At 39.4% G+C, this 20189-nt stretch carries 20 protein-coding genes, 3 pseudogenes and 1 other annotated feature; all 23 genes and pseudogenes read right to left on the bottom strand.

Annotated elements, in window-relative coordinates; genetic code table 11:
* Positions 1-159 precede the first annotated feature (159 nt).
* Complete coding sequence (ileS, locus tag V470_02645; GenBank protein AHZ47338.1) at positions 160-2952, bottom strand: isoleucine--tRNA ligase; 2793 nt, start codon at positions 2950-2952, stop codon at positions 160-162.
* A gap of 46 nt (positions 2953-2998) precedes the next feature.
* Positions 2999-3205, bottom strand: a sequence feature (T-box leader).
* The gene (locus V470_02640) at positions 3204-3998 is read right to left on the bottom strand and encodes a cell division protein DivIVA (GenBank protein AHZ47337.1); all 795 of its coding nucleotides are present in this window, start codon (positions 3996-3998) and stop codon (positions 3204-3206) included. It overlaps the preceding feature by 2 nt.
* A gap of 16 nt (positions 3999-4014) precedes the next feature.
* Positions 4015-4269 (bottom strand): cell division protein, encoded by a 255-nt coding sequence (locus tag V470_02635; GenBank protein ID AHZ47336.1) that lies wholly within the window; start codon positions 4267-4269, stop codon positions 4015-4017.
* 8 nt (positions 4270-4277) lie between these two features.
* Positions 4278-5069, bottom strand: coding sequence for an RNA-binding protein (locus V470_02630; GenBank protein AHZ47335.1), 792 nt, complete (start codon positions 5067-5069; stop codon positions 4278-4280).
* The gene (locus tag V470_02625; GenBank protein ID AHZ47334.1) at positions 5066-5326 is read right to left on the bottom strand and encodes a membrane protein; all 261 of its coding nucleotides are present in this window, start codon (positions 5324-5326) and stop codon (positions 5066-5068) included. The genes V470_02630 and V470_02625 overlap by 4 nt, the downstream gene beginning before the upstream one ends.
* A complete protein-coding gene (locus V470_02620; protein ID AHZ47333.1) occupies positions 5326-5856 on the bottom strand; it encodes a cell division protein SepF in 531 nt (176 codons plus the stop codon). Before V470_02620 ends, V470_02625 begins: the two co-directional genes overlap by 1 nt.
* Positions 5857-5865: 9 nt before the next feature.
* On the bottom strand, positions 5866-6537 hold the full coding sequence (locus V470_02615) for a cell division protein (GenBank protein ID AHZ47332.1): 672 nt from the start codon (positions 6535-6537) through the stop codon (positions 5866-5868).
* Positions 6538-6540: 3 nt separating this feature from the next.
* Complete coding sequence (locus V470_02610; protein ID AHZ47331.1) at positions 6541-7797, bottom strand: cell division protein FtsZ; 1257 nt, start codon at positions 7795-7797, stop codon at positions 6541-6543.
* 16 nt (positions 7798-7813) lie between these two features.
* The gene (locus tag V470_02605; GenBank protein ID AHZ47330.1) at positions 7814-9184 is read right to left on the bottom strand and encodes a cell division protein FtsA; all 1371 of its coding nucleotides are present in this window, start codon (positions 9182-9184) and stop codon (positions 7814-7816) included.
* Positions 9185-9420: 236 nt separating this feature from the next.
* Positions 9421-10125: a membrane protein gene (locus tag V470_02600; GenBank protein ID AHZ47329.1), complete on the bottom strand. Its 705-nt coding sequence runs from the start codon at positions 10123-10125 to the stop codon at positions 9421-9423.
* 198 nt (positions 10126-10323) lie between these two features.
* Complete coding sequence (locus tag V470_02595) at positions 10324-10935, bottom strand: NUDIX hydrolase (protein ID AHZ47328.1); 612 nt, start codon at positions 10933-10935, stop codon at positions 10324-10326.
* Positions 10922-12295 (bottom strand): UDP-N-acetylmuramoyl-tripeptide--D-alanyl-D-alanine ligase, encoded by a 1374-nt coding sequence (locus V470_02590; protein AHZ47327.1) that lies wholly within the window; start codon positions 12293-12295, stop codon positions 10922-10924. Before V470_02590 ends, V470_02595 begins: the two co-directional genes overlap by 14 nt.
* Positions 12296-12379: 84 nt before the next feature.
* Positions 12380-13423, bottom strand: a complete 1044-nt coding sequence (locus tag V470_02585) for a D-alanine--D-alanine ligase (protein ID AHZ47326.1) — start codon at positions 13421-13423, stop codon at positions 12380-12382.
* 104 nt (positions 13424-13527) lie between these two features.
* A complete protein-coding gene (locus V470_02580) occupies positions 13528-14016 on the bottom strand; it encodes a hypothetical protein (GenBank protein AHZ47325.1) in 489 nt (162 codons plus the stop codon).
* A 26-nt stretch (positions 14017-14042) separates the two neighbouring features.
* Complete coding sequence (locus V470_02575) at positions 14043-14240, bottom strand: hypothetical protein (protein AHZ47324.1); 198 nt, start codon at positions 14238-14240, stop codon at positions 14043-14045.
* Between the two features lie 541 nt (positions 14241-14781).
* Positions 14782-15288 carry a hypothetical protein gene (locus V470_02565; protein ID AHZ47323.1) on the bottom strand — a complete coding sequence of 169 codons (507 nt, stop codon included), beginning with the start codon at positions 15286-15288 and terminating at the stop codon, positions 14782-14784.
* 869 nt (positions 15289-16157) lie between these two features.
* A pseudogene (locus V470_10575) lies at positions 16158-16409 on the bottom strand (hypothetical protein).
* Between the two features lie 157 nt (positions 16410-16566).
* Positions 16567-16821, bottom strand: coding sequence for a hypothetical protein (locus V470_10570; protein ID AJZ74445.1), 255 nt, complete (start codon positions 16819-16821; stop codon positions 16567-16569).
* A 198-nt stretch (positions 16822-17019) separates the two neighbouring features.
* Positions 17020-17553 (bottom strand): thiol-disulfide isomerase, encoded by a 534-nt coding sequence (locus tag V470_02550; protein AHZ47321.1) that lies wholly within the window; start codon positions 17551-17553, stop codon positions 17020-17022.
* 51 nt (positions 17554-17604) lie between these two features.
* Positions 17605-18234 (bottom strand): hypothetical protein, encoded by a 630-nt coding sequence (locus V470_02545; protein AHZ47320.1) that lies wholly within the window; start codon positions 18232-18234, stop codon positions 17605-17607.
* Between the two features lie 177 nt (positions 18235-18411).
* Positions 18412-18993: pseudogene (locus V470_10565) on the bottom strand (hypothetical protein).
* A pseudogene (locus V470_10560) lies at positions 18990-19509 on the bottom strand (hypothetical protein). Before V470_10560 ends, V470_10565 begins: the two co-directional pseudogenes overlap by 4 nt.
* A gap of 8 nt (positions 19510-19517) precedes the next feature.
* Positions 19518-20150, bottom strand: a complete 633-nt coding sequence (locus V470_10555; protein AJZ74444.1) for a hypothetical protein — start codon at positions 20148-20150, stop codon at positions 19518-19520.
* Positions 20151-20189: the final 39 nt, after the last annotated feature.

Here is a 20189-nt window from a genome sequence, read left to right as displayed (position 1 = left end):
TTTAAAAAATCTCAAAAAATCAATTTAAAACGAACTCCAAAATTATTAGATTTCTGCATCTTTGTTCTAAACTTTTTCCAGCAAAAAAGAGAGAAATGACTTTCTCTCTTTTACCTTTCCTCTCATCTTAAACTATGAGAAGACATATTTCTAATCTGATTATTTGGCTTCAAATCCTTCTGCAACTGCATCCGCAAAGTTTTCTTCTACGATGCTTGCACAGTGGTCACAGATAACTGCGTGGTAGCTGCGTTCTGCAGTAGTTGGGTCGATACGACGGCAACGGTCACAAACTTCACCTGCAGCGCGTTCAACTGTAAAGGCAACATCCTCAAAGCTAACTGCGCCTTCTGGAGCTGTACCTTCAGCGATGTTCAATTCTGACACGATCAAAAGTTGAGCTACATTGCTATCCACTGCTCCAAGAAGAGTTTTCACCACTTCATTTGGATAAACTGTCAAGTGTGCTTCGAGTGATTTACCGATAACTTTTGCATTACGCGCTTCTTCCAAGGCTTTTTGAGCTTGTCCACGGAAATCCATGAAGGCTGACCATGTATCCAAGATTTCTTCTTGGTTGGCAAAAGTTTCTGCTTCTGGCAATTCTGACAATTGAACAAATTCTTCAGCTTCAAACTCAAGATATGACCAGATTTCTTCTGCAGTGTGAGGAAGGATTGGTGTCAAGAGTTTGGTGATTTTGACAAGAACGTCATAGAACACAGTCTGCATTTGACGGCGTTCGAGTGATTTGGCACCTTCGATGTAAACAACGTCTTTAGCGAAGTCAAGGTAGAAGGCTGACAAATCAACGTTGATGAAGTTCACCAAGGCCTTGTAGATTGTCAAGAATTCAAAGTTGGCATAAGCATCACGAATCGTTTTCACAAGCTGGTTAAAGCGGATGGTCATGTACTTGTCAACAGAACGAAGCTCATCGTAAGCTACTGCGTCTTGAGCTGGGTTAAAGTCAGATGTGTTGGCAATCAAGAAACGAAGAGTGTTACGGATCTTACGGTAAGTTTCAGAGACTTGGCTCAAGATATCCATAGAGATACGCACGTCATTGCTTGAGTCCACACTTGTTACCCAGAGACGCAAGATTTCCGCACCAAATTGTTTTTCAACATCACTTGGAGCAATGGTATTTCCAAGAGATTTAGACATCTTCTCACCTTTACCATCAAGGGCAAAACCTTGTGACAAGATTTGTTTGTAAGGAGCAACGCCATGGTTAGCAACAGATGTGATAAGTGATGAGTTGAACCAACCACGGTACTGGTCAGAACCTTCAAGGTATAGATCTGCTGGATATTTGAGTTCTGGACGGTTGACCACTACTCCATTCCATGATGAACCTGAGTCAAACCATACGTCCATGATATCTGTTTCTTTCTTGAACTCGCCATTTGGTGAACCTGGATGAGTAAATCCTTCTGGCAAGAGGTCCTTAGCATCACGTTCCCACCAGATGATAGAACCGTGTTCCTCAAAGAGTTGAGCTACATGTTCAATAGTCTCAGCAGTCATGATTGGCGTTCCGTCTTCAGCATAGAAGATAGGAAGGGGAACTCCCCAAGCACGTTGACGAGAGATAACCCAGTCGCCACGGTCACGAATCATATTGTAAAGACGAACTTTACCCCATTCTGAGTGGAACTTCACTTTTTCAATTTCATCCAAGATTTCTTGGCGGAATTTAGATACAGAGGCAAACCACTGTGGAACAGCACGCCAGATGATTGGTTTCTTGGTACGCCAGTCAAATGGGTATGAGTGAGAGATTTCTTCTTGAGCAAGGAGCAAATCGCCCAGTTTTTCGATAACAGTCGGCACAACCTTGTCATAGAACTGACCCGCAAATTCAGGACCAGCATTTTCCATCATAATACCGCGTTCGTTAACTGTTACAGCAACTTCAAGGCCGTTGGCAACACCAACATTGTAGTCGTCCTCACCAAAACCAGGGGCTGTATGGACGATACCTGTACCAGAGTCAGTCGTAACGTGGTCACCCAGGATTACCAACTCATCTACAGCCGTATCCCATGGGTGGACTGTCACAATGTGGTTCAATTCTTGACCACGGTAAGTCGCCAAGACTTGAACATCCGCCCAACCAAATTTCTCAGAAAGACTATTCAATAATTCTGAAGCAACTACAAACTTACGAGATTCACCAGCTGGTTGTACCAATACATAATCAATATCTGCTCCAACTGTCAAACCACGAGAGGCTGTAATGGTAAATGGTGTAGTGGTCCAAACTACGATGTAAGTATCTGTATCTAGGACACCTTTTCCGTCTTTGACGCGGTTAGCATAGTAAAGAGAAGTTGAAAGCAAGTCATGGTACTCAATTTCCGCTTCAGCAAGGGCTGACTCAGAAGACCATGACCAGTAAACTGGCTTGGCACCACGGTAGATATAGCCTTTTTTAGCCATCTCACCAAAGACACGGATCTGAGCTGCTTCATAGTCTGGAGTCAAAGTCACATAAGGATTTTCCCAGTCACCAGAAACACCCAATCGTTTAAAGTCTTCACGTTGTTTATCAACTTGAGAAAGAGCGTACTCGCGGCAAAGTTTCAAGTACTCAACCAAGTCCATTTCTTTGCGTTTAACGCCTTGTTTTGCCAAGACTTGCTCGATTGGCAAACCATGTGTATCCCAACCTGGGATGTAAGGTGCATAGAATCCTGACATAGACTTAGAACGAACAATAATATCTTTGGAAATCTTGTTCATGGCATGTCCAACGTGGATATTTCCGTTTGCATACGGAGGTCCATCATGCAAGGTGAAATGCGGTTTTCCTTGGTTCAATTCTTGACGACGTTGGTAAAGTTTTGCTTCTTCCCATTCTTTTTGCCAAACTGGTTCTTTAGTTGGAAGACCAGCACGCATAGGAAAGTCTGTTTTCCCTAAATTGAGGGTTTCTTTAAGTTTCATTGTTACTCCTTTAATTTAAACTGACAAAATAAAAACCACGATTCGCAAAAAGGACGAAAATCGTGGTACCACCTTTGTTCGAAAAAAGACAGGGTCTCTTTTCCTCTTTTCCCGTAACGTGGGGAACGTCCAGTCTTACTGTTTTCGGACTGGATTGCTTGAGAGGATAATCTAACCACTAGGGATTGCAGGACTCTCACCATCTCCCGCTCGCTGAAAATATAGTTGGTTGGATCTTGTTCTCACATTTTTTATAGGATAAGAACAGATTCTTTATTTGCATCGTTCTCAGTTGCCGCAGTAGCTTCTACTTCAACTGACTCTTCATGCTGGTCACTTTCTTCTGTCTGTTGATTTTGTTGAGCTTCAAACTCAGCTAATTCTTTGTTCCCTGCCTCGATACGAGCTTGCAATTCAGCAACCTCTTCTGGTGTGAATTGACGAGTCATATCAATAGGCTCTTCCTCTGGTTGTAAAGATACAGTTTCACCAAGAACTTCACCCACCACTTCTTTAAAGGCTTCATCACTTGTCTGAAGGTAAGTAGCTGTTGGGCGAAGAATATCTTCCCAATCAGATGACTCGACAATAGCCAATTGACTTTCAATCGTAGACTTGAGGCGTTGATGGAATACACGGCTCTTGTTCTTCAACTCTTCTGTCTCAACAGCCACTCTCTTCGCATTATCTGTTGCCTGACGGAGAATTTCATTTGCCTTGTATTTCGCTTCTTCAAGCAAACGCTGAGCATCTTGTTCAGCTTGTTGAATAATATTGTTTGAACGTTCTTGAGCAGCTTGTTTAACACGCTCAGCTGTATCTTGGGCAATCAAAACTGACTGACTCAAGGAATCCTTCATCTCATCAAAGTAAGACAAACGTTCTTCCAAACTCTTGATGTGTGTCTCTTTATCGTGATTGCTACGAACCAAGTCTTCATAATCACGAACAACGATATCAAGAAACTCGTCTACTTCTTCTGGGTCAAAACCTCTAAATCTTGTGCCAAAGGTTTTATCTTTAATTTCTAACGATGTAATTGGCATAGTTTTCCTCACTTACTTAATAAAAAATAGAATCATTAATTGCTTCTGGTTCTTGCTCGCTTGTTACTGTTCTCTTAGGAATATCATTCGTATAATAGGAAAGACGTTCTTCTAGTTTTTTGATATAGAGTTCAGTTTCATCTTTATATCGAATCATCTCCTCTAATTCAAAGTAAATCTTATCTAGAAAGAGGTCAACTTCTTCCTGATTGTAGCCTCTGAATGTTCTTGAGAAAGCTTTATCACTTATTTCTTGTGGTGTAATTGACATATTTTTTCTCACTTGCTTAAAAGTAGCCGGACTGTTAGTTTTTTCTTATCCTTTTTGGTCTGACCATTGTCTTTGACAATTTTTAGACGACCAAACTTTCTCACACTGATCAAATCTCCAACTGCAACCTGGTAATCACTTTTTTCAACCAGATGATAGTTCACCTGGACAGATTTTTTCTCTATCAGTTGACTAGCTTGGTTTCTAGATAATTTCAAGGCACTTGATAAGAGGGCATCCAATCGAAAACTCGAAACTAAAATTTCTCGTTCTCTATAATCAATTTTAGACAAAATCCTATCGGTAAAAGGACATTCCTCCAGCGATACAGGAAGTCTGCCAATCTTTCTTATTCCATCCTGAAAAAGAGGAATGAAATCACGATTGACAAAAATCTGTGCTCTCTTTTCATCTACCAAGATATCACCAAATAATTTACGGTCAATTCCTAGTTGGTTGATAATTGTTCCCAATATTCTTCCATGACTCAGTTGCTCAAACTTACTCGGATAGCAAATTTCCAACAAGGCCATTTCAAAGTCTGATATCTCCGGTTCAAAGTAATCTGGATAGAGAAGAACTCGAACCGACTCTGTCGGAAGAAAATCACCACTACTTTGGCAACCCAGTCCATATGTCCCAGCTAGTACCCTCAAAATCTGTTCCTGATGGGGATTGATAAAAGGAGTAAGTACCGGCGCATAGGTATCTTCCACCCGCTTGATCCACTCTAATCCCTTATCAATAAAGGGAATATCATCTTGGGAAAAATGCTGATAAATGGCTCGATTTGCTGTCATAGTAATAGGACTAGTCGTGTTAAGAGATTTCCAACAAACTGAATCAGAATCAGCGCTGCCCAAACCGTAAAATCAAGGCCAGCAAATTGTAGATTGAGCTTACGAAGGGGCTCAATAACTGGACGAGCAAGTCTGATAACTAGGCGACCTAGCTGGCTTTCATAGGCATTTGGAAACCATGAAAGAAGAGCAAATGCAACGAGAATGATGGAATAAATGCTGACCGCATTTTGGATTAAACGAATTAAGAAAATCATTATCTTGCTCTATTTCGTTTAATATCAAAACCAAACTCAGCGCTTTGTGATTCATCTGGAAGCTTGATATCTTCAATATTCACGACAACGTTGACAGGCGTCAATAGATACATCGTACTCGCAACTTTTTTCATGTTTCCAGCCAAGACATGACGGGCTCCATCTAAGTAATCAAGACAACGACGGGCTTGTACTTCTGTCATATATTGGAAATCAATCAAAATACTTTCATTTCCAGCTAACAAATCTACAATTTCAGTTGCATCTTCATATTTTCTTGGATAGCGAACGTCAATTGTCACTTTCTCATCTGAACGATGGCTTTGCATTGCCAATTCTTGCTGACGCGCATGAAGACGAGTAATATTTGCATCTTTTGCTGATCCTGACTGAGCAGGTGCTGGTAATTCTTTAGAAGATGAGATGGCTGGGCTAACTGTTTCCTCTTGTTGAGTCTGGTAGTTAGTCGTTTCTTCTCCGTCTTCTGTAAAATAATCTATAAATTTATCGAATCTATCTTTTAAAGACATAGCTCTCTCCTATTTAAAAAATGCTGTACCGATTCGAACAAAGGTTGAGCCGAACTGAATCGCTTCTTTAAAATCACGACTCATTCCCATGCTTAGCTCTGTCATCGGCATATTAGGGATTTGTTTTTCTCTAATTTCTGCTTGCAGAGCCTGCGTATCCTTGAAAATTTCTTTCAATTCATCACTGTCTGCCTCAAAAGGAGCCATGGTCATTAAACCAACATACTCAATCTGATCTAACTTAGCCAATTCTGGCAAAAGTTCTAGCAATTCTTCTTTTGAAAACCCATGCTTGCTTTCTTCCCCAGAAATATTGACCTGCAAGAAACACTTGATAACATGATCTGTTCTCTTTTGAATTTCCTGGGCTAACTTAAGGGAATCTAAAGCATGAAAGTAATCCACATATGGGATTACTTCTTTCACTTTCCGTCTCTGTAGTGTTCCTATTAAATGCCAAGTAACTGGGTAATCTTTCAAGGCCTGATATTTTTCTAAAAATTTATCGACTCGATTTTCACCTATATGACGGACACCAAGCGGAAGCAAGGCTTCCGCTGTTTGTACATCTACATACTTTGTCACTGCGATTACTGAAACAGCATCTAGAGCACGGTTGGCTTCTTGACTAGCATCAGCTATTTGCTGAAAAACTAATTCAGTATTTTTTTTCAAATTCATTGATTAACGGTTTTTGAAGAATGGAGGTGTATCCAATTCATCTTCATCTTGTGAAACTGGTGTTTCGAAGCGTTCTACCGGTGAAACAACTGGATCTGTTTGGCGAACAATTGACTCACGACGCAAGTCCCAGTCTCCAAAAGCAGACGCTTGGTTTGTTTCAAAACGACGTGGGCTTGATTTAGGCAATTCTGCTGTTTCTTCCAAGTCGAATTGACGGTCAAATGTGTGTGCTTGTGGCGCTTTAGTTGATGGACGTCCAACTGGTTGGTTGTTACGAGCTCCAACTACTTTTTCCACTCGCTCTTGACGAACACCTGTCGCTACAACAGTAACACGGATTTCATCCTTCATGCTTTCGTCAATTGATGTTCCAAGCCAGATGTTTACACCTTGGCCAGCTGCTTGGTTGACGATTTCTGAAGCTTCTTCTGCTTCAATCAAGGTCAAATCAAGACCACCAGTAACGTTGACGATGACATCCTCAGCACCATCGATAGTTGTTTCAAGAAGTGGAGAGTAAATTGCTTTACGAGCCGCTTCAACAACGCGTTCTTCACCACTACCGATACCGATACCCATAAGGGCATTCCCTTTGTTGGCCATTACAGTTTTCACGTCAGCAAAGTCAAGGTTAATCAATCCTGGGTTCGTGATCAAGTCAGTAATCCCTTGAACACCTTGGCGAAGAACGTTATCTGCTTCGCTAAGAGCTTCAAGAAGTGGCGTTTTCTTATCAACGATTTCAAGCAAGTTGTTGTTAGAGATAATCAACAAAGTATCAACATGCTCGCGAAGTTCGTTGATTCCTTCTACAGCGTACTGGCCACGTTTGCTTCCTTCAAATCCGAAAGGACGTGTCACGACACCAACTGTAAGAGCACCAAGATCTTTAGCGATACGTGCAATGACAGGGGCTGCACCTGTACCAGATCCACCACCCATACCAGCAGTGATAAAGACCATGTCTGCTCCAGTGATAGCTTCCGTCAAAGCTTCTTCACTTTCTTCTGCAGCTTTACGTCCAACTTCCGGACGCCCTCCAGCACCCAAACCACGAGTCAATTTTGGACCAAGTTGGATAACTGTTTCTGCTTTCGTACTGCTAAGGGCTTGTACATCAGTGTTGGCTGCGATAAATTCTACACCAGCAACACCTTCGTCAACCATGCGGTTGATGGCGTTACCACCACCACCACCGACACCAATTACCTTAATAACTGCGCCTTGAGCTGCTGCTGTATCAAATGAAAATGTCATAATTTCTTATCCTCTTTTATTCATCAAACATGCTTCCGATCAAACCACGGAAACGTTCTGTTAGCTTCGGTTTACTTTGAGAACTTGCTTGGAATTCTTCCTTCGGAGCAACTGGAGCTTCCTGCACAGTTTCAGCTGGAGCTGTTTGTGCTGGACTTGGTTGCGCTACTGGATTCAAACGTTGATTTGGAATGCCAAAGTTAATTGGTTTTTGACGAAGGAATTCATCTCCTTTAACTGCTTTTTGTGCAAGAAGATTGACTTCTGTCAATTTACCAGCAAACTCAGACAAGCTAATCACATGTGCAAATGCAGGGTTGCGAATTCCAACTTGATTTGGTACATAAAGTTTTACTCGAACACCAAATACTTCTTGGGCTAATTCAACAATTCCTGGCAAAATTGCATTTCCACCGATAAGGACGATACCTCCTGGCAAATCTAACAAGTGTCTTCTTTCCAACTCTTGTTTGATTTGGTCAAAGATATGTTTGATGCGTGCTGAGATAATTTCTGCCAAGTAGCTTTCGGTTACTTCAACAGGTTCTACTTCACCAATTACTTCAACTTGGAAAGTTTCGTTACTTGCAAGTGGAACGTAAGCTTCACCATAGTTCAGTTTCAAACTTTCTGCAATTTTTTGAGATGTTTTCAAGACTTTAGAAATGTCTTTAGTAACGTAATCTCCACCTTCTTGGTAGATGTTGGTGAACTGCAATTCTTGGTTGCGGATAGTCGCTACAGTAGTCTGACCTCCACCCATGTCAATGACAGTCGCACCAAATTCGCGTTCGCCTTCATTGAGAACGGAGTTCACGATTGCCAAAGGTGAAATAATCACATTATCAACATGAATACCTACACGCTCAACCGTCTTACGAAGATTGTGTAGAATCGTACGAGGACCTGTGTAAAGCAGGCCACGCATTTCCAAGCGGACACCCATCATACCACGAGGGTCACGGATGCCTTGGAATCCATCCACGATGAATTCTTCAGGAATAAAGGTAATCACTTCACGGTCAGGAGTCATGCTCTTTGTCAAAGCTGATTTGACAACATTTTCAACATCTTGATCTGTGATTTCTTTGGTATCTGAAGTTACAGGAATCATTCCTTGTGTTGGTTCAACCTGCAAGAGGTTTGCTGGAAGGCCAACGTTAACAGACTTAATAGAAATACCAGCTTTCTCTTCTGCCTGTGTGATTGCGGATTTGATCGCTGAAGCAGCTGCTTCAATATCAACAATAATTCCGTCTTTTACACCTTTACTTTTGGCATTACTTACACCAATTACATTTACTTCGCCATCTCTATGCTCAGCTACTAGCACTTTAATCGAGCTAGTTCCGATATCTAAGCCTGTAAAAAAACCATCTCTAGTCATTACATCGCATCCTCTCTGTCTTCCAAGTTTCTCACTTCTATTTAATAACTATGTTTGGGCATAGCTATTCAAAGAATATTATAACACAAAAAATCCAATCGTGCTTAGTTTTTGATAAAATTCCTGCATGTTTTTTGAGAAAATTCTAGAAAAATTCTTCTTCTAAGAGATTATTTGAAGTTAACGTTCACAATTTCCTTTTTGTTTCTTAAAAATCCAAAAAAGAGAAGATCATTTTAGATCTTCTCTTGAATAAATTCTTCCGATTTTTGTTGTAAAAAATTTTCTACTAATTTCCCTGTTAAGCGAATTGCTATCACGATAACAGTCGAAACAATGAGATAATTTAAGGGCTGGCCGAAACTTCCAACAAGTGGTGGTTTACTCAAAAATCCATAGTCCCCACCTACAACTAAATTGACAACCCATATCAAGCCATTTAAGGCGAAAGTAATCACCACCACATTCTTCAAATCGAGAAGGGAAGGTTGATAGTTTCTAAACAAGTATAGGAGCGCATTTCCTAAAAGGGCAACATGTCCGATAATGAAGGACAAAATGGTCACGTGTGGAAATGGGTAGGGATCAAAGAGTGGGTAAGCCAGTGCCGCTGTTGCTCCAAAAGTTCCTAAAAGGGCAAAGTATTGTTTGTACTTGGATGTCCCTGGAATCAAGAGCATCACAAACATGGCGATACGGCAATGATAGAAGGGCAAACTTTCTGACAGAGGCATGAAATTGCCCCAATACCAGCTATACAGAACAATCAGTTGAACAGACTGAAGAATCTGAATAAAACGCTGGTAAGCAACTTTGTCGCGAAAACGATAAGAAGCATAGAAAGTAAGAGCCAATAAACATAACAAACCAATGTACCAGTGGAGTTCAAACTGGGGCGGTTCTGATATCTGTGTGGTAAATAATTTATCCCACAAATTCATATTCTATTCCTCGTTCATCTAGCTAGAGGCAGTAAAAAAAATTCTCTCCCCCCAGCTTTTAAATTTTTTGAAAAAACTTGATTCTATGCCATGCATAGAATACTTGCATCTTAAATTCGCAACCTATTATATCATTTGTATTGCAGAAATGCACCTTGCAGATACCCTTTTTTGATTTGTCAACTTCTCTAGCATAAACTAATCAACATATTGGTCTCTTTGTCCTTTATAAACTTTCCAAAGAATCTCCATTTGCTCCTTGGTGATGCGTTTTTCAGATAAGACTGGCAATTGGTCAATGGCAAAAAATTGAAGCTCAGCAATTTCTTGATTCTCTTGAAATTGTCCATCAAGAAGCTTACATTCAAAGACAAACTTTGCATATTGTTTGCTCTGTAGTTGGAAACGATTGGTGTCAAAAACTGCAAGTAACCTTTCAGCTTTTGCTGTAAAACCGGTTTCTTCTTCAATTTCTTTAAGAATATTTTCGGTTGGAGAATATCCGACTTCACCAAAACCACCTGGCAAAGCCCAACTATCCTCCCCTTTTCCTCTAACTAAACATACTTTTTCATCCTCAACAATCCAAGCACGGACGTCCATCAGAGGAGTTGCATAAGCGGAAGTCGGTTTCATGACTTCTGCCATTTCTTCTGCATCGAGGTCTGATCCCTGATTCAACATTTCAGATAACAGGCTTCGCAAGTCCTCGTAGCGCTCTCGGTCGAAAGGATCTTTTGTAAAGGTTAATCCAGTATCCGTAATGGCTAGCATTCTTTGCAGATACTTGGCAAAATCACTTGCATTCATTTTCTAAACTTTCTACCAACTTGGCTAGATTCATGGAGTTAGAGCCTTTAAGCAAAATTTGGTCATTGGCACCGAGGCTTTCCTTAACCTGCTTGACTAGGTCTTCAAATTGGTCCTCGTCAGCTGTTTTTTTGAAGTAGAAAACGTGACCGATTGGGAACATTTGACTGGCAAGTTGGCTTAATTCCGCAATATCTTCTCCATAGAAAATCACGGTATCCACCACATCTGGCGATAGGCTCAAAATCATCTGGTTATGGAGTTGGACAGACTGGTCTCCGAGTTCCTTCATGTCTGCCAAGACAGCGATTTTCTTGCCCCCTTCATTAGCTGGAATGGCAGAGAATGTCTCCAAAATCAACTTCATAGCAGTTGGATTGGCATTGTATACGTCAGACAGAATATCTGCTCCATTGGCTGCCTTCTTCCACTCAGTACGATTGCGGGTCAATTCTAGGTTCTGAAAGGCCTGACGAATTTGCTCCTCTGAAACTCCTTCTTGTAGAGCCACATAAGCAGCAATCATAGCATTGGTGGCATTGTACTTACCTGTCACTGGCAAATCGAGGGCTTGTTCCAAAAAATTCGCCTTAAAGGTCAGACTATCCTTGCGCTCAATCAAGTCTGTGACTTCTAACTCAGCTCCTTGCCCAAAACGGATTACTTTTTTATCTGTAGGCAAGTAGTCCTCTACAATCGGGTCAGCTGGTGCCAAAAGCAAAGAACCTGGTGCCATACCATCAGCAATTTGCATTTTCCCTTTAGCAATCTCCGAACGGTCTTTGAAAAAGGCCAAATGGGCTTCTCCAACCAAGGTTACAATGGCTGTCTTAGGATGAGCCAATTCAGACAAGAGGTGGATATCCCCCAAGTGATCCTGCCCCATCTCCAAGACCAACTTTTCTGTCCCTTCAGGCATGTGGAGAACTGTGTAGGGAAGGCCAATCTCGTTATTGTAATTGCCTTGCGTTTTGTAGGTTTTGTAGGTTGTTGATAGCAAGTGGGCCAACATATCCTTGGTCGTTGTCTTGCCATTTGAACCTGTAACAGCAAAGACATCTACTGCCGTTTTTTCAAGATAGTAGGCTGCAAGGGTTTGAAAGGCAGTCAAAACATCATCTACTAGAATGTAGGGATGATTTGCAACCTCTTTCTCAGAGAGGGTTACTACTGCACCATTTTCAAAAGCCGTTTCGATAAAGTCATGACCATCACGCGCACCTTTGAGAGGCACAAATAAATCACCTGTCCCAATCAAACGACTGTCAAACTCAGCCTTTTCTAACTGAGCATCCGCAAAAAGACTAACGTCATTTTTAGCTCCAACAGCTTGGGCAACTTCATGGATTGTTAATTTCATTTCTACTCCTTTAAAAAGGGTTGAAGTCCAAGAACTCTAGTCACCATGCAGTGATAGTTCTGGCTTCTACCCTCTCTTTCATTTTTATAGCAAATGCGCTTCGCGCTTGTCAAAACTTTGCTTAGCAAGGTCAACCAAATGCTCGATTAGTTCAGGGTAGCTGATTCCCATATTGTCCCAAAGTAGTGGATACATAGACCACTGGGTAAAACCTGGCATGGTATTAAGCTCATTTAGGAAAATCTCGCCCCTATCTGTATAGAAGAAATCACAACGAGACAGACCAAGTCCACCAATCGCACGGAAGGCTGTTTCAGCATTTCGACGCATGACAGCTACCACATCATCACTAATCTTGGCTGGGATGTCCATGGTAATCTTGTTATCGATATATTTGGCATCATAGTCATAAAAGGCAACATCCTTGACCACTTCACCAGGAAGCGTGCTCTTCACATCGTAGTTGCCCAAGAGACCAACCTCGATTTCACGCGCATTCACCCCTTGCTCTACCAAGACACGGCTGTCATATTGGAAGGCAAGTTCCAAAGCTTGGCGGAGTTCCTCATGGTTTTCAGACTTAGAAATACCGACACTTGAACCCATGTTTGACGGCTTCGTGAAGACTGGATAAGTCAGTTTTTCTTCAACTTCAGCTATTTTAGCAGTCACATCATCCCCTTCGACAATGGCCACATAAGGAACTTGAGCAATCCCTACTGATTCTAAAACACGCTTGGTCGTGATTTTATCCATGGCAAGGCTGGATGACAAGATATTGCAGCCGACATAAGGCATTTTCAAAACTTCTAAAAATCCTTGAACAGAACCATCTTCTCCCATCGGACCATGAAGGACTGGAAAGACTACTGCACCTTCTTCGTAGATGGCACTTGGCGCTATTTTCTTGTCCCAGTCAATGGTCGCATTGGTCATGAGACGATCCTCTTGACCTGGGGTCTGGCTAAATTCCTGTGTTTTGATAAAGTCACCTGACTGGCTGATGAAGAAAGTCTTGACTGTGAAACGGTCGTAGTTGACCGCACGCATCACACTTTCAGCTGAAAGGACAGAGACTTCACGCTCTGCACTCCGTCCACCGTATAAAAGAATAATCGTTTGTTTCATATTGCTTGTCCTAATTCTAATAGAATACTCGTTCTTTAGTATATCATATTTGCTTCTTTTTTGAAACTTGTATCTAAAAAAGCCCTCATTTGAGAGCTGAAATGTTACCTATCCACCACTTGAGCTTCAAAGTAAGCTGGTTTGTCGTCTACATTGGTGATAGTGATCGTGTAGGACTCGTTATTAGTCACATTAAAAACTTTTTCCCCTTTGTAACTGACAACAATTCCATCCTGTACTAAATCAATGTCTTTTTGATTGTTTGGAAGCTCTTCATCATCATTTTCTGAATGATTTCTTCTAAAAAGTTTTTGTTCTTCAACACCATAAAAAATATCGCTATCCATCTCAAACCAAACTTTTTTACCTGATAATTTAAGCTTATTAGTGTCATTTTTTTTCAAGATTAATTCTGAGTAGTATTCTACATCATGTGTCCGAGGATTTACTGTAAAGTTAGCCGACTCTCCTGGTTGCAGAGTATACTTACCAAGATTTTGTGCCCATAGATTAAAGAAAAAAATGGCCGCCAAAACTACAACAAGTGTTAAACTACAACCTAAATTCCAATTTGATTTTCTCTTCAAGTTCATTTGTAACTCTCCTTATAGTCATTAATTCAGTCTTGAATCATCTTAGCATCTCCTGGATTATCTCCATAATTTCCATTAATAATGTTCTCTAAATATTTCAAAGGATTCTTATCTGACCATCCCTGAGCCACTCCTGCCCCAACTTTCAAATATGCATCACTCGATTCTAAGTAACCTTTACCAACATAGCCAAAGAGATAATTTCCCAAATAATCAGACTTCATCCCTTGTTTCCACTGGCGTCCCCAGATTGAGAACGGATAATCTTCTCTGTATTTTCGGTTTTTTAAGTCTAGCGGTTTATTAGAATTAACCAAATCTATAAATGTTCCATTGTCTCCAATCTCATTTCCTATAGCAATCGAATTATCGACTCTTCCATTATCACCAGTGCTTTTCCATTTTCCAACTTATCTAAGATTTCTGGTATTCTTTATGCAAATCCTTAGCTTTCTTAGAAGGATCATATTTTGCACTCTCAATCTTCACATCCTTGATCTTCTGCACCCAGCTCATGTCCACACCGTCCGCATAGTAGTTGCCATCACTATTGACGAGGTATGGGGAATTTACACAAATAGATTCCTAGTAATCACTAAAAAAGGAAACTCTGAAAATGAATAGTCCTCACGAAGTATAGAACTAAAAGAAAAAAGGGGAGTGTAAAATTGGTAACTTAAGTTTTACAAAGAAAAGAAGACAAGAATAAAGCTATCAAAGTGAAAAAATAATCATTTTTTCTTCATTTTACTTTTCTAGTTTCCTCTATTCACCTGTCACCTGCGCTTCAAATCTAATGTCTCTGTCTGAAATATTCGTTATTTTTATTTGTTTTGCGTTTGGAATCTCAAATTCCCAAGATTCTTTAGATTGAAGAACTACACCTTTTTCTGATAAATATATACTATTATTTGTATCGTTTTCTTTTATTTTTGTTGGGATATTACTTGACGATGAGTAGATTTCGCTAATTTCTTGCTTCAAAACATCATAGTTAGTCCCTAAAAGATTTCCTTCTCCCTTCTGCCACCATGAGGTTTTCCCAGATAATTCTAATTTCCCGCCAGAAATCTTAGATAGATATAATTTGGGGGAGAATTCTTTTTGTTTTGATGTCGGAACTTTTAAAACTATAGAATCACCTGGTTTCAATGTATAATTCTCATTTTTGAAGTACAAATAAATACAACATATAAATATGATTGTTACAACAACTACTACTCCTGAACATCCTAGATTCCATTTATTAAGTTGTTTTCTCTTGTTGATCACTTATTATTCTCCTTGTATGAATCTATACCATCTTGGATTGCAGAAGCATCTCCTTCATTATCACCAAAATTCCCATTTGATTTATTTTTGAAAAATTTAACAACATCTTTATCTGAGGCCAATTGAGCTAAACCTGCATAATTTTTGATCTGCTCATCTTCCATTCCTAAATATCCTTTTGCTACATATCCAAACAGATAGTTCCCTAAATAATCATCTCTTAAGTTACCTTCCCACTTACGTGACCAAAGTGAAAATTCAAGTTCATCATTATAATTTCTACTCTTTAAGTCTAAAGGTTTTCCAGTATTTACCAAATTTACAAAATCAGTAAGGTCAATACCAACCTGTGTCAAATCTGCTGAATTTATCATTATATCATCTCCAGGACTTTTCCATACTTTTCTACCTTCGTTAATTAGATAGTTTCTTTGTTTCATGTCTCCTTCATGAATAGATAAAATATCATCAGCTAGATTATTAGATACTTCCTTTATATCTATCCCTGATTTTTTTAATTCTACATTAAGATTATACTCAATAGTATCTCTTATCTTGCTATCAACATCCTTCCAATCTTTATCTTTTGTTAACTCCTTTCTCTTCCTCCAGTATTCTTCAAAAGCTTCTTTATTATTATAAAATAGATAATCTTCATAAGTTTTCACAATTAGTTCAGCTTTTTTATTCAAATCTCCATTGCTATTTTTAATTTTCTCAACTTTTTCCTTAAGTTTCTCTGGATTAGCTCTATTGGTAGCCTCCGCTTTCAATTTTTCTATTACAACTTTAGGAAATTGTATTTGAGGATGGTGATGTACATAAGATTCTAAAATTTGAAACTCCTTATCACTCAGTTCTTTTCCATTTTCCAACTTATCTAAGATTTTCTGGTATTCTTTATGCAAATCCTTAGCTTTCTTAGAAGAATCATATTTTGCACTCTCAATCTTCACATCCTTCATCTTTTGCACCCAGCTCATGTCCAGACCGTCCGCATAGTAGTTGCCATCGCTATCGAAAATGACTTTACTTAGTTGCGTAGCTCCTTGAATCGCTAAGCCAAGGACTTCTAGGCTATCACTGAAATACTGGGAAACCTCTGAGACAAAAAATTCTAGTTAAAGATTCAAGCCAGTAGCTAAGGCAATTACAGAACCAATCACGATTAGTATTTTTTTAAGTCCCGACATTTTTTTCACCCCCTCTGTCTAAGTAATCATAGAAGTGTTGTTCATACAGCATTGTGTTGAGCAAGAAGTTACTTTCTCTGGCAAACTATCCATACAAGGTTTGATACATCTTTTTCATGAAGCCATCAAGCTCTTTTTGAACAATCTTTAATAGGCGTTCTTCTTCGGATTGAGAGATGTTCACACTCTCTTTTATATTTTTTTCATTAAATTGAAAGTAGCTGCTAGAAACTATATCAAAGTTCTTATCCAATTCATATAGTACGCTAGTTATTTTACCATCTATCTCCATTCTAAAATAAACAGTAACCCCATTCCGTCCCGGATTTGAGATATCCAAATTGATGTCTCCTTTTATCTCTATGGAGTCAATTCCTCCATCCAAAGATTCAAGCCAGTAGCTAAGGCAATTACAGAACCAATAACGATCAGTATTTTTTTAAGTCCCGACATTCTTTTCACCCCCTCTGTCTAAGTAATCTTAGAAGTCTTGTTCATACAGCATTGCGTTGAGCAAGAAGTTACTTTCTCAAACAATCTAACCATACAAGGTTTGATACATTTTTTTCATGAAGTCATCAATCTCGCTTTGAACACTTCTCAACAAGTAATCTTCTTCGGCTTGTGAGACAGAAACAATCTCTCTTTTCCCGTTTCCATTTTGCTGAGAATAGCTGGAATAAATTAAATTCAGATTTTTATCTAAAATGAAAGCTACATGCGTTTGTTTTTCATTAATCTGTGTAATGAAAAATAACTGAAAATCCTTAGCATCCTTTTTGGGAGGGCTAATTTTCAAATGTAACTCTCCTTCTATTTCTAATGGATAAATAACTCCATCCAATCGAATAGCTCCGTCAGAAGGAATAGTATATCCTGCCTTGTGGATGTCAGACGCATATTTTTCTGATGATGTCAAACGATGAAGAACTTCAATTCTTTCATTTTTTTCAAAAGCTTCTTTTAAAGCACTAGATTGTTGGAAATGATTGTAAGTAAAATATAAAGGAATCGCTAATAGGAACAAGGACAATACAATCAACCACTTAAACTGTTTTACTTTATCTAACATTCGCCTTTCCTCTATCAACACTCTCTTTCAAATAGGTGGGATTATAAATTCTCACTCACCTTCCTCATCATCATAAACTGGCTCGCCATGGATTTTGATGTATTCTTCATTTCTACGGTCATCTTCTTCCCAGACTGGGTCTCTCACATGGTCCATAAATGAAATTTCTTCCAAACTCAGCTCATTAGCTTCTTCATAACTCATCGAAAGGATATCCTCATGCCGGTTTTTAAATTCCTCCACACTTAACCAGCTCTCTTTATCATCTTCGCTAATCTGACCATCAATAGCAGTCGCAATTTCAATGGCCATAATATACATAGCTCGTTTATCAACAGTGAGAAGGTCAAAGTGGGTAGAAGCTAAACGTAGACAGTCTCCTTTTTCTCGATAGTCTGTTGCTGGATTGTCTTCAAAATCTAATTCAAGATTTTCATATACATGACTCCCAAATTTATTGATAATCCCTTCTTTCAACTGAACATTATTCCATCTATTATCATGCATCCACTTATTCAATTTCAAGTGAATAGTTGGGTCTGTTTTAAATGGGCGAGTATTCCCAAAATAAGAAATATCTACTGTCTTCCCATCTTTAGTATCAAACCACATCCTTTTCGCTAGTTCCATGTAATCAAATGGAATTTCTTTGATGTAATCACCTTTGATGTAAATTCTCACTCGTCTTCCTCGTCGTCATACACACGTTCACCATTCTTCCTCGTCGTCCAACTCTACCTCTCCATGGATTCGGATATACTCCTCGCGCTTCCTATCCAATTCTTCCCAGAGAGGCTCGTCTATGGCTTTCAAAACCTTTATCTCTTCTAAACTAATATCGACTGCTTCGTCGTAGGTCATGTATTCTTCACGAAGCCTATCCAATTCTTCCCAGATGGGTTCGTCAATAGCGTCAATCGTCTGAATTTCTTCCAAACTCATCTCATTTGCTTCGTCAAAGGTCAGAGATAAGATATCTTTGTGCTTTTTCTTGAACTCCTCGATTTTTAACCATGTTTTCTTATCATCTTCACTAATTTTTCCATCAATCGCAGTCGCAATTTCGAGTGCCATAATATACATAGCTCGCTTATCAACTGTTAATATATCTAGATAATTCGAAGCGATTCTTAGATAAGCACCCTTTTCTCTACCGTCGCTTTCATAACTTCCTTCATAATCCAAATCAATGTTTTCATATTTTTGGGAATTGATTGCACTGCCCCCTTTTGCCTTGACATCTTTCCAACGAGAGCCACTTGCTCCCCACTTATCTAACCGTAAAGATAAATAGAAGTCATTTTGCAACATCTCATCATCCCCGACATTTGAGAAACTTATTTTTTTACCATTTCTTTCTTTAAACCACATTTTCCATGCGAGTTCTCTGTAGCCAAATGACACTTTTCTAGTATAATCGCCTTTGATATAAAGTCTCACTCGTCGTCCTCATCGTCATAAACACGTTCGCCATGGATTTTGATATATTCTTCACGAAGGCGCTCTTCTTCATCCCACAAAGGTTCCTCTACAGGTTTCAAACGTTTCTTTGTCGTCTTCGCTGATTTGGCCGTCAATGGCAGAAGCTACTTCAATCGCCATAATATACATCGCACGCTTGTCAACCGTTAAAATATCTAGATGAGTGGAAATAATCCGCAAATAATCACCTTTCTTGCGTCCATCGCTTTCATAGGAATCTTCAAAATCCAATATTAGATACTCATATTTAAATGAGTTCCATGGATTATCTCCTATTTTAAAATCAGTCACCCCCCAACGTTCATCATTCGAAGAAAATTTATCCAAACTAACGCTAAAATAGAAATCATCATCACGTGCGTAAGAAAAACCAACTTCCACACCTTTGCGTTCTTTGAACCACATTTTCCAAGGAAATTCCATACAGGCCTGATAGATACTAATTTCGTAGTTGCCTTTAAGATATAGTCTCACTCGTCTTCCTAGTCGTCATAAACACGTTCACCATGGATTTTAATATATTCTTCGCGAAGCCGTTCTTCTTCTTCCCATAGCGGATCTCTTACTGGTATCATTGTCTTTAATTCTTCCAAACTAATTTCAACCACTTCATCATAAGTCAGTGAAAGAACATCCTTGTGCAACTCCTTAAATGTCTCTACATCCATCCAGGTCTGCTTGTCATCCTCACTGATCTGCCCGTCAATAGCAGAAGCTACCTCGACTGCCATGATATACATAGCACGTTTATCTACGGTTAAAACATCTATATGGGATGTTGCGATACGTAGATAATCTCCACGTTCTCTCCACTCACGTTCTCTCCACTCTGTAATGAAAGTTTTTTCAAATTCAAGTGTTATACTCTCATATTCCAAAGACAACCAAGGATTACTAGGAATTATAAAAGGAGCCTTATCCCATCTTTCGTCAACTGAAGACCATTTGTGTAACCGAACACCAAAGTAAAAATCATCCTGTAACATCTCATCATCACCAACATTGGAGAAACTTATTTTCTTGTCATTCCGTTCCTTAAACCACATCTTCCAAACAAGCTCTCTTGTCGTAAAGGTTATTTTTTGCTTAAAATCACTTTTGATATATATTCTCACTCGTCTTCCTCGTAGTCATAAACACGTTCACCATGGATT

The sequence above is a fragment of the Streptococcus sp. VT 162 genome (assembly GCA_000688775.2).
In the GTDB taxonomy this organism is placed as follows: Bacteria; Bacillota; Bacilli; order Lactobacillales; family Streptococcaceae; genus Streptococcus.
This window is presented reverse-complemented; position numbering and strand designations above follow the sequence as displayed.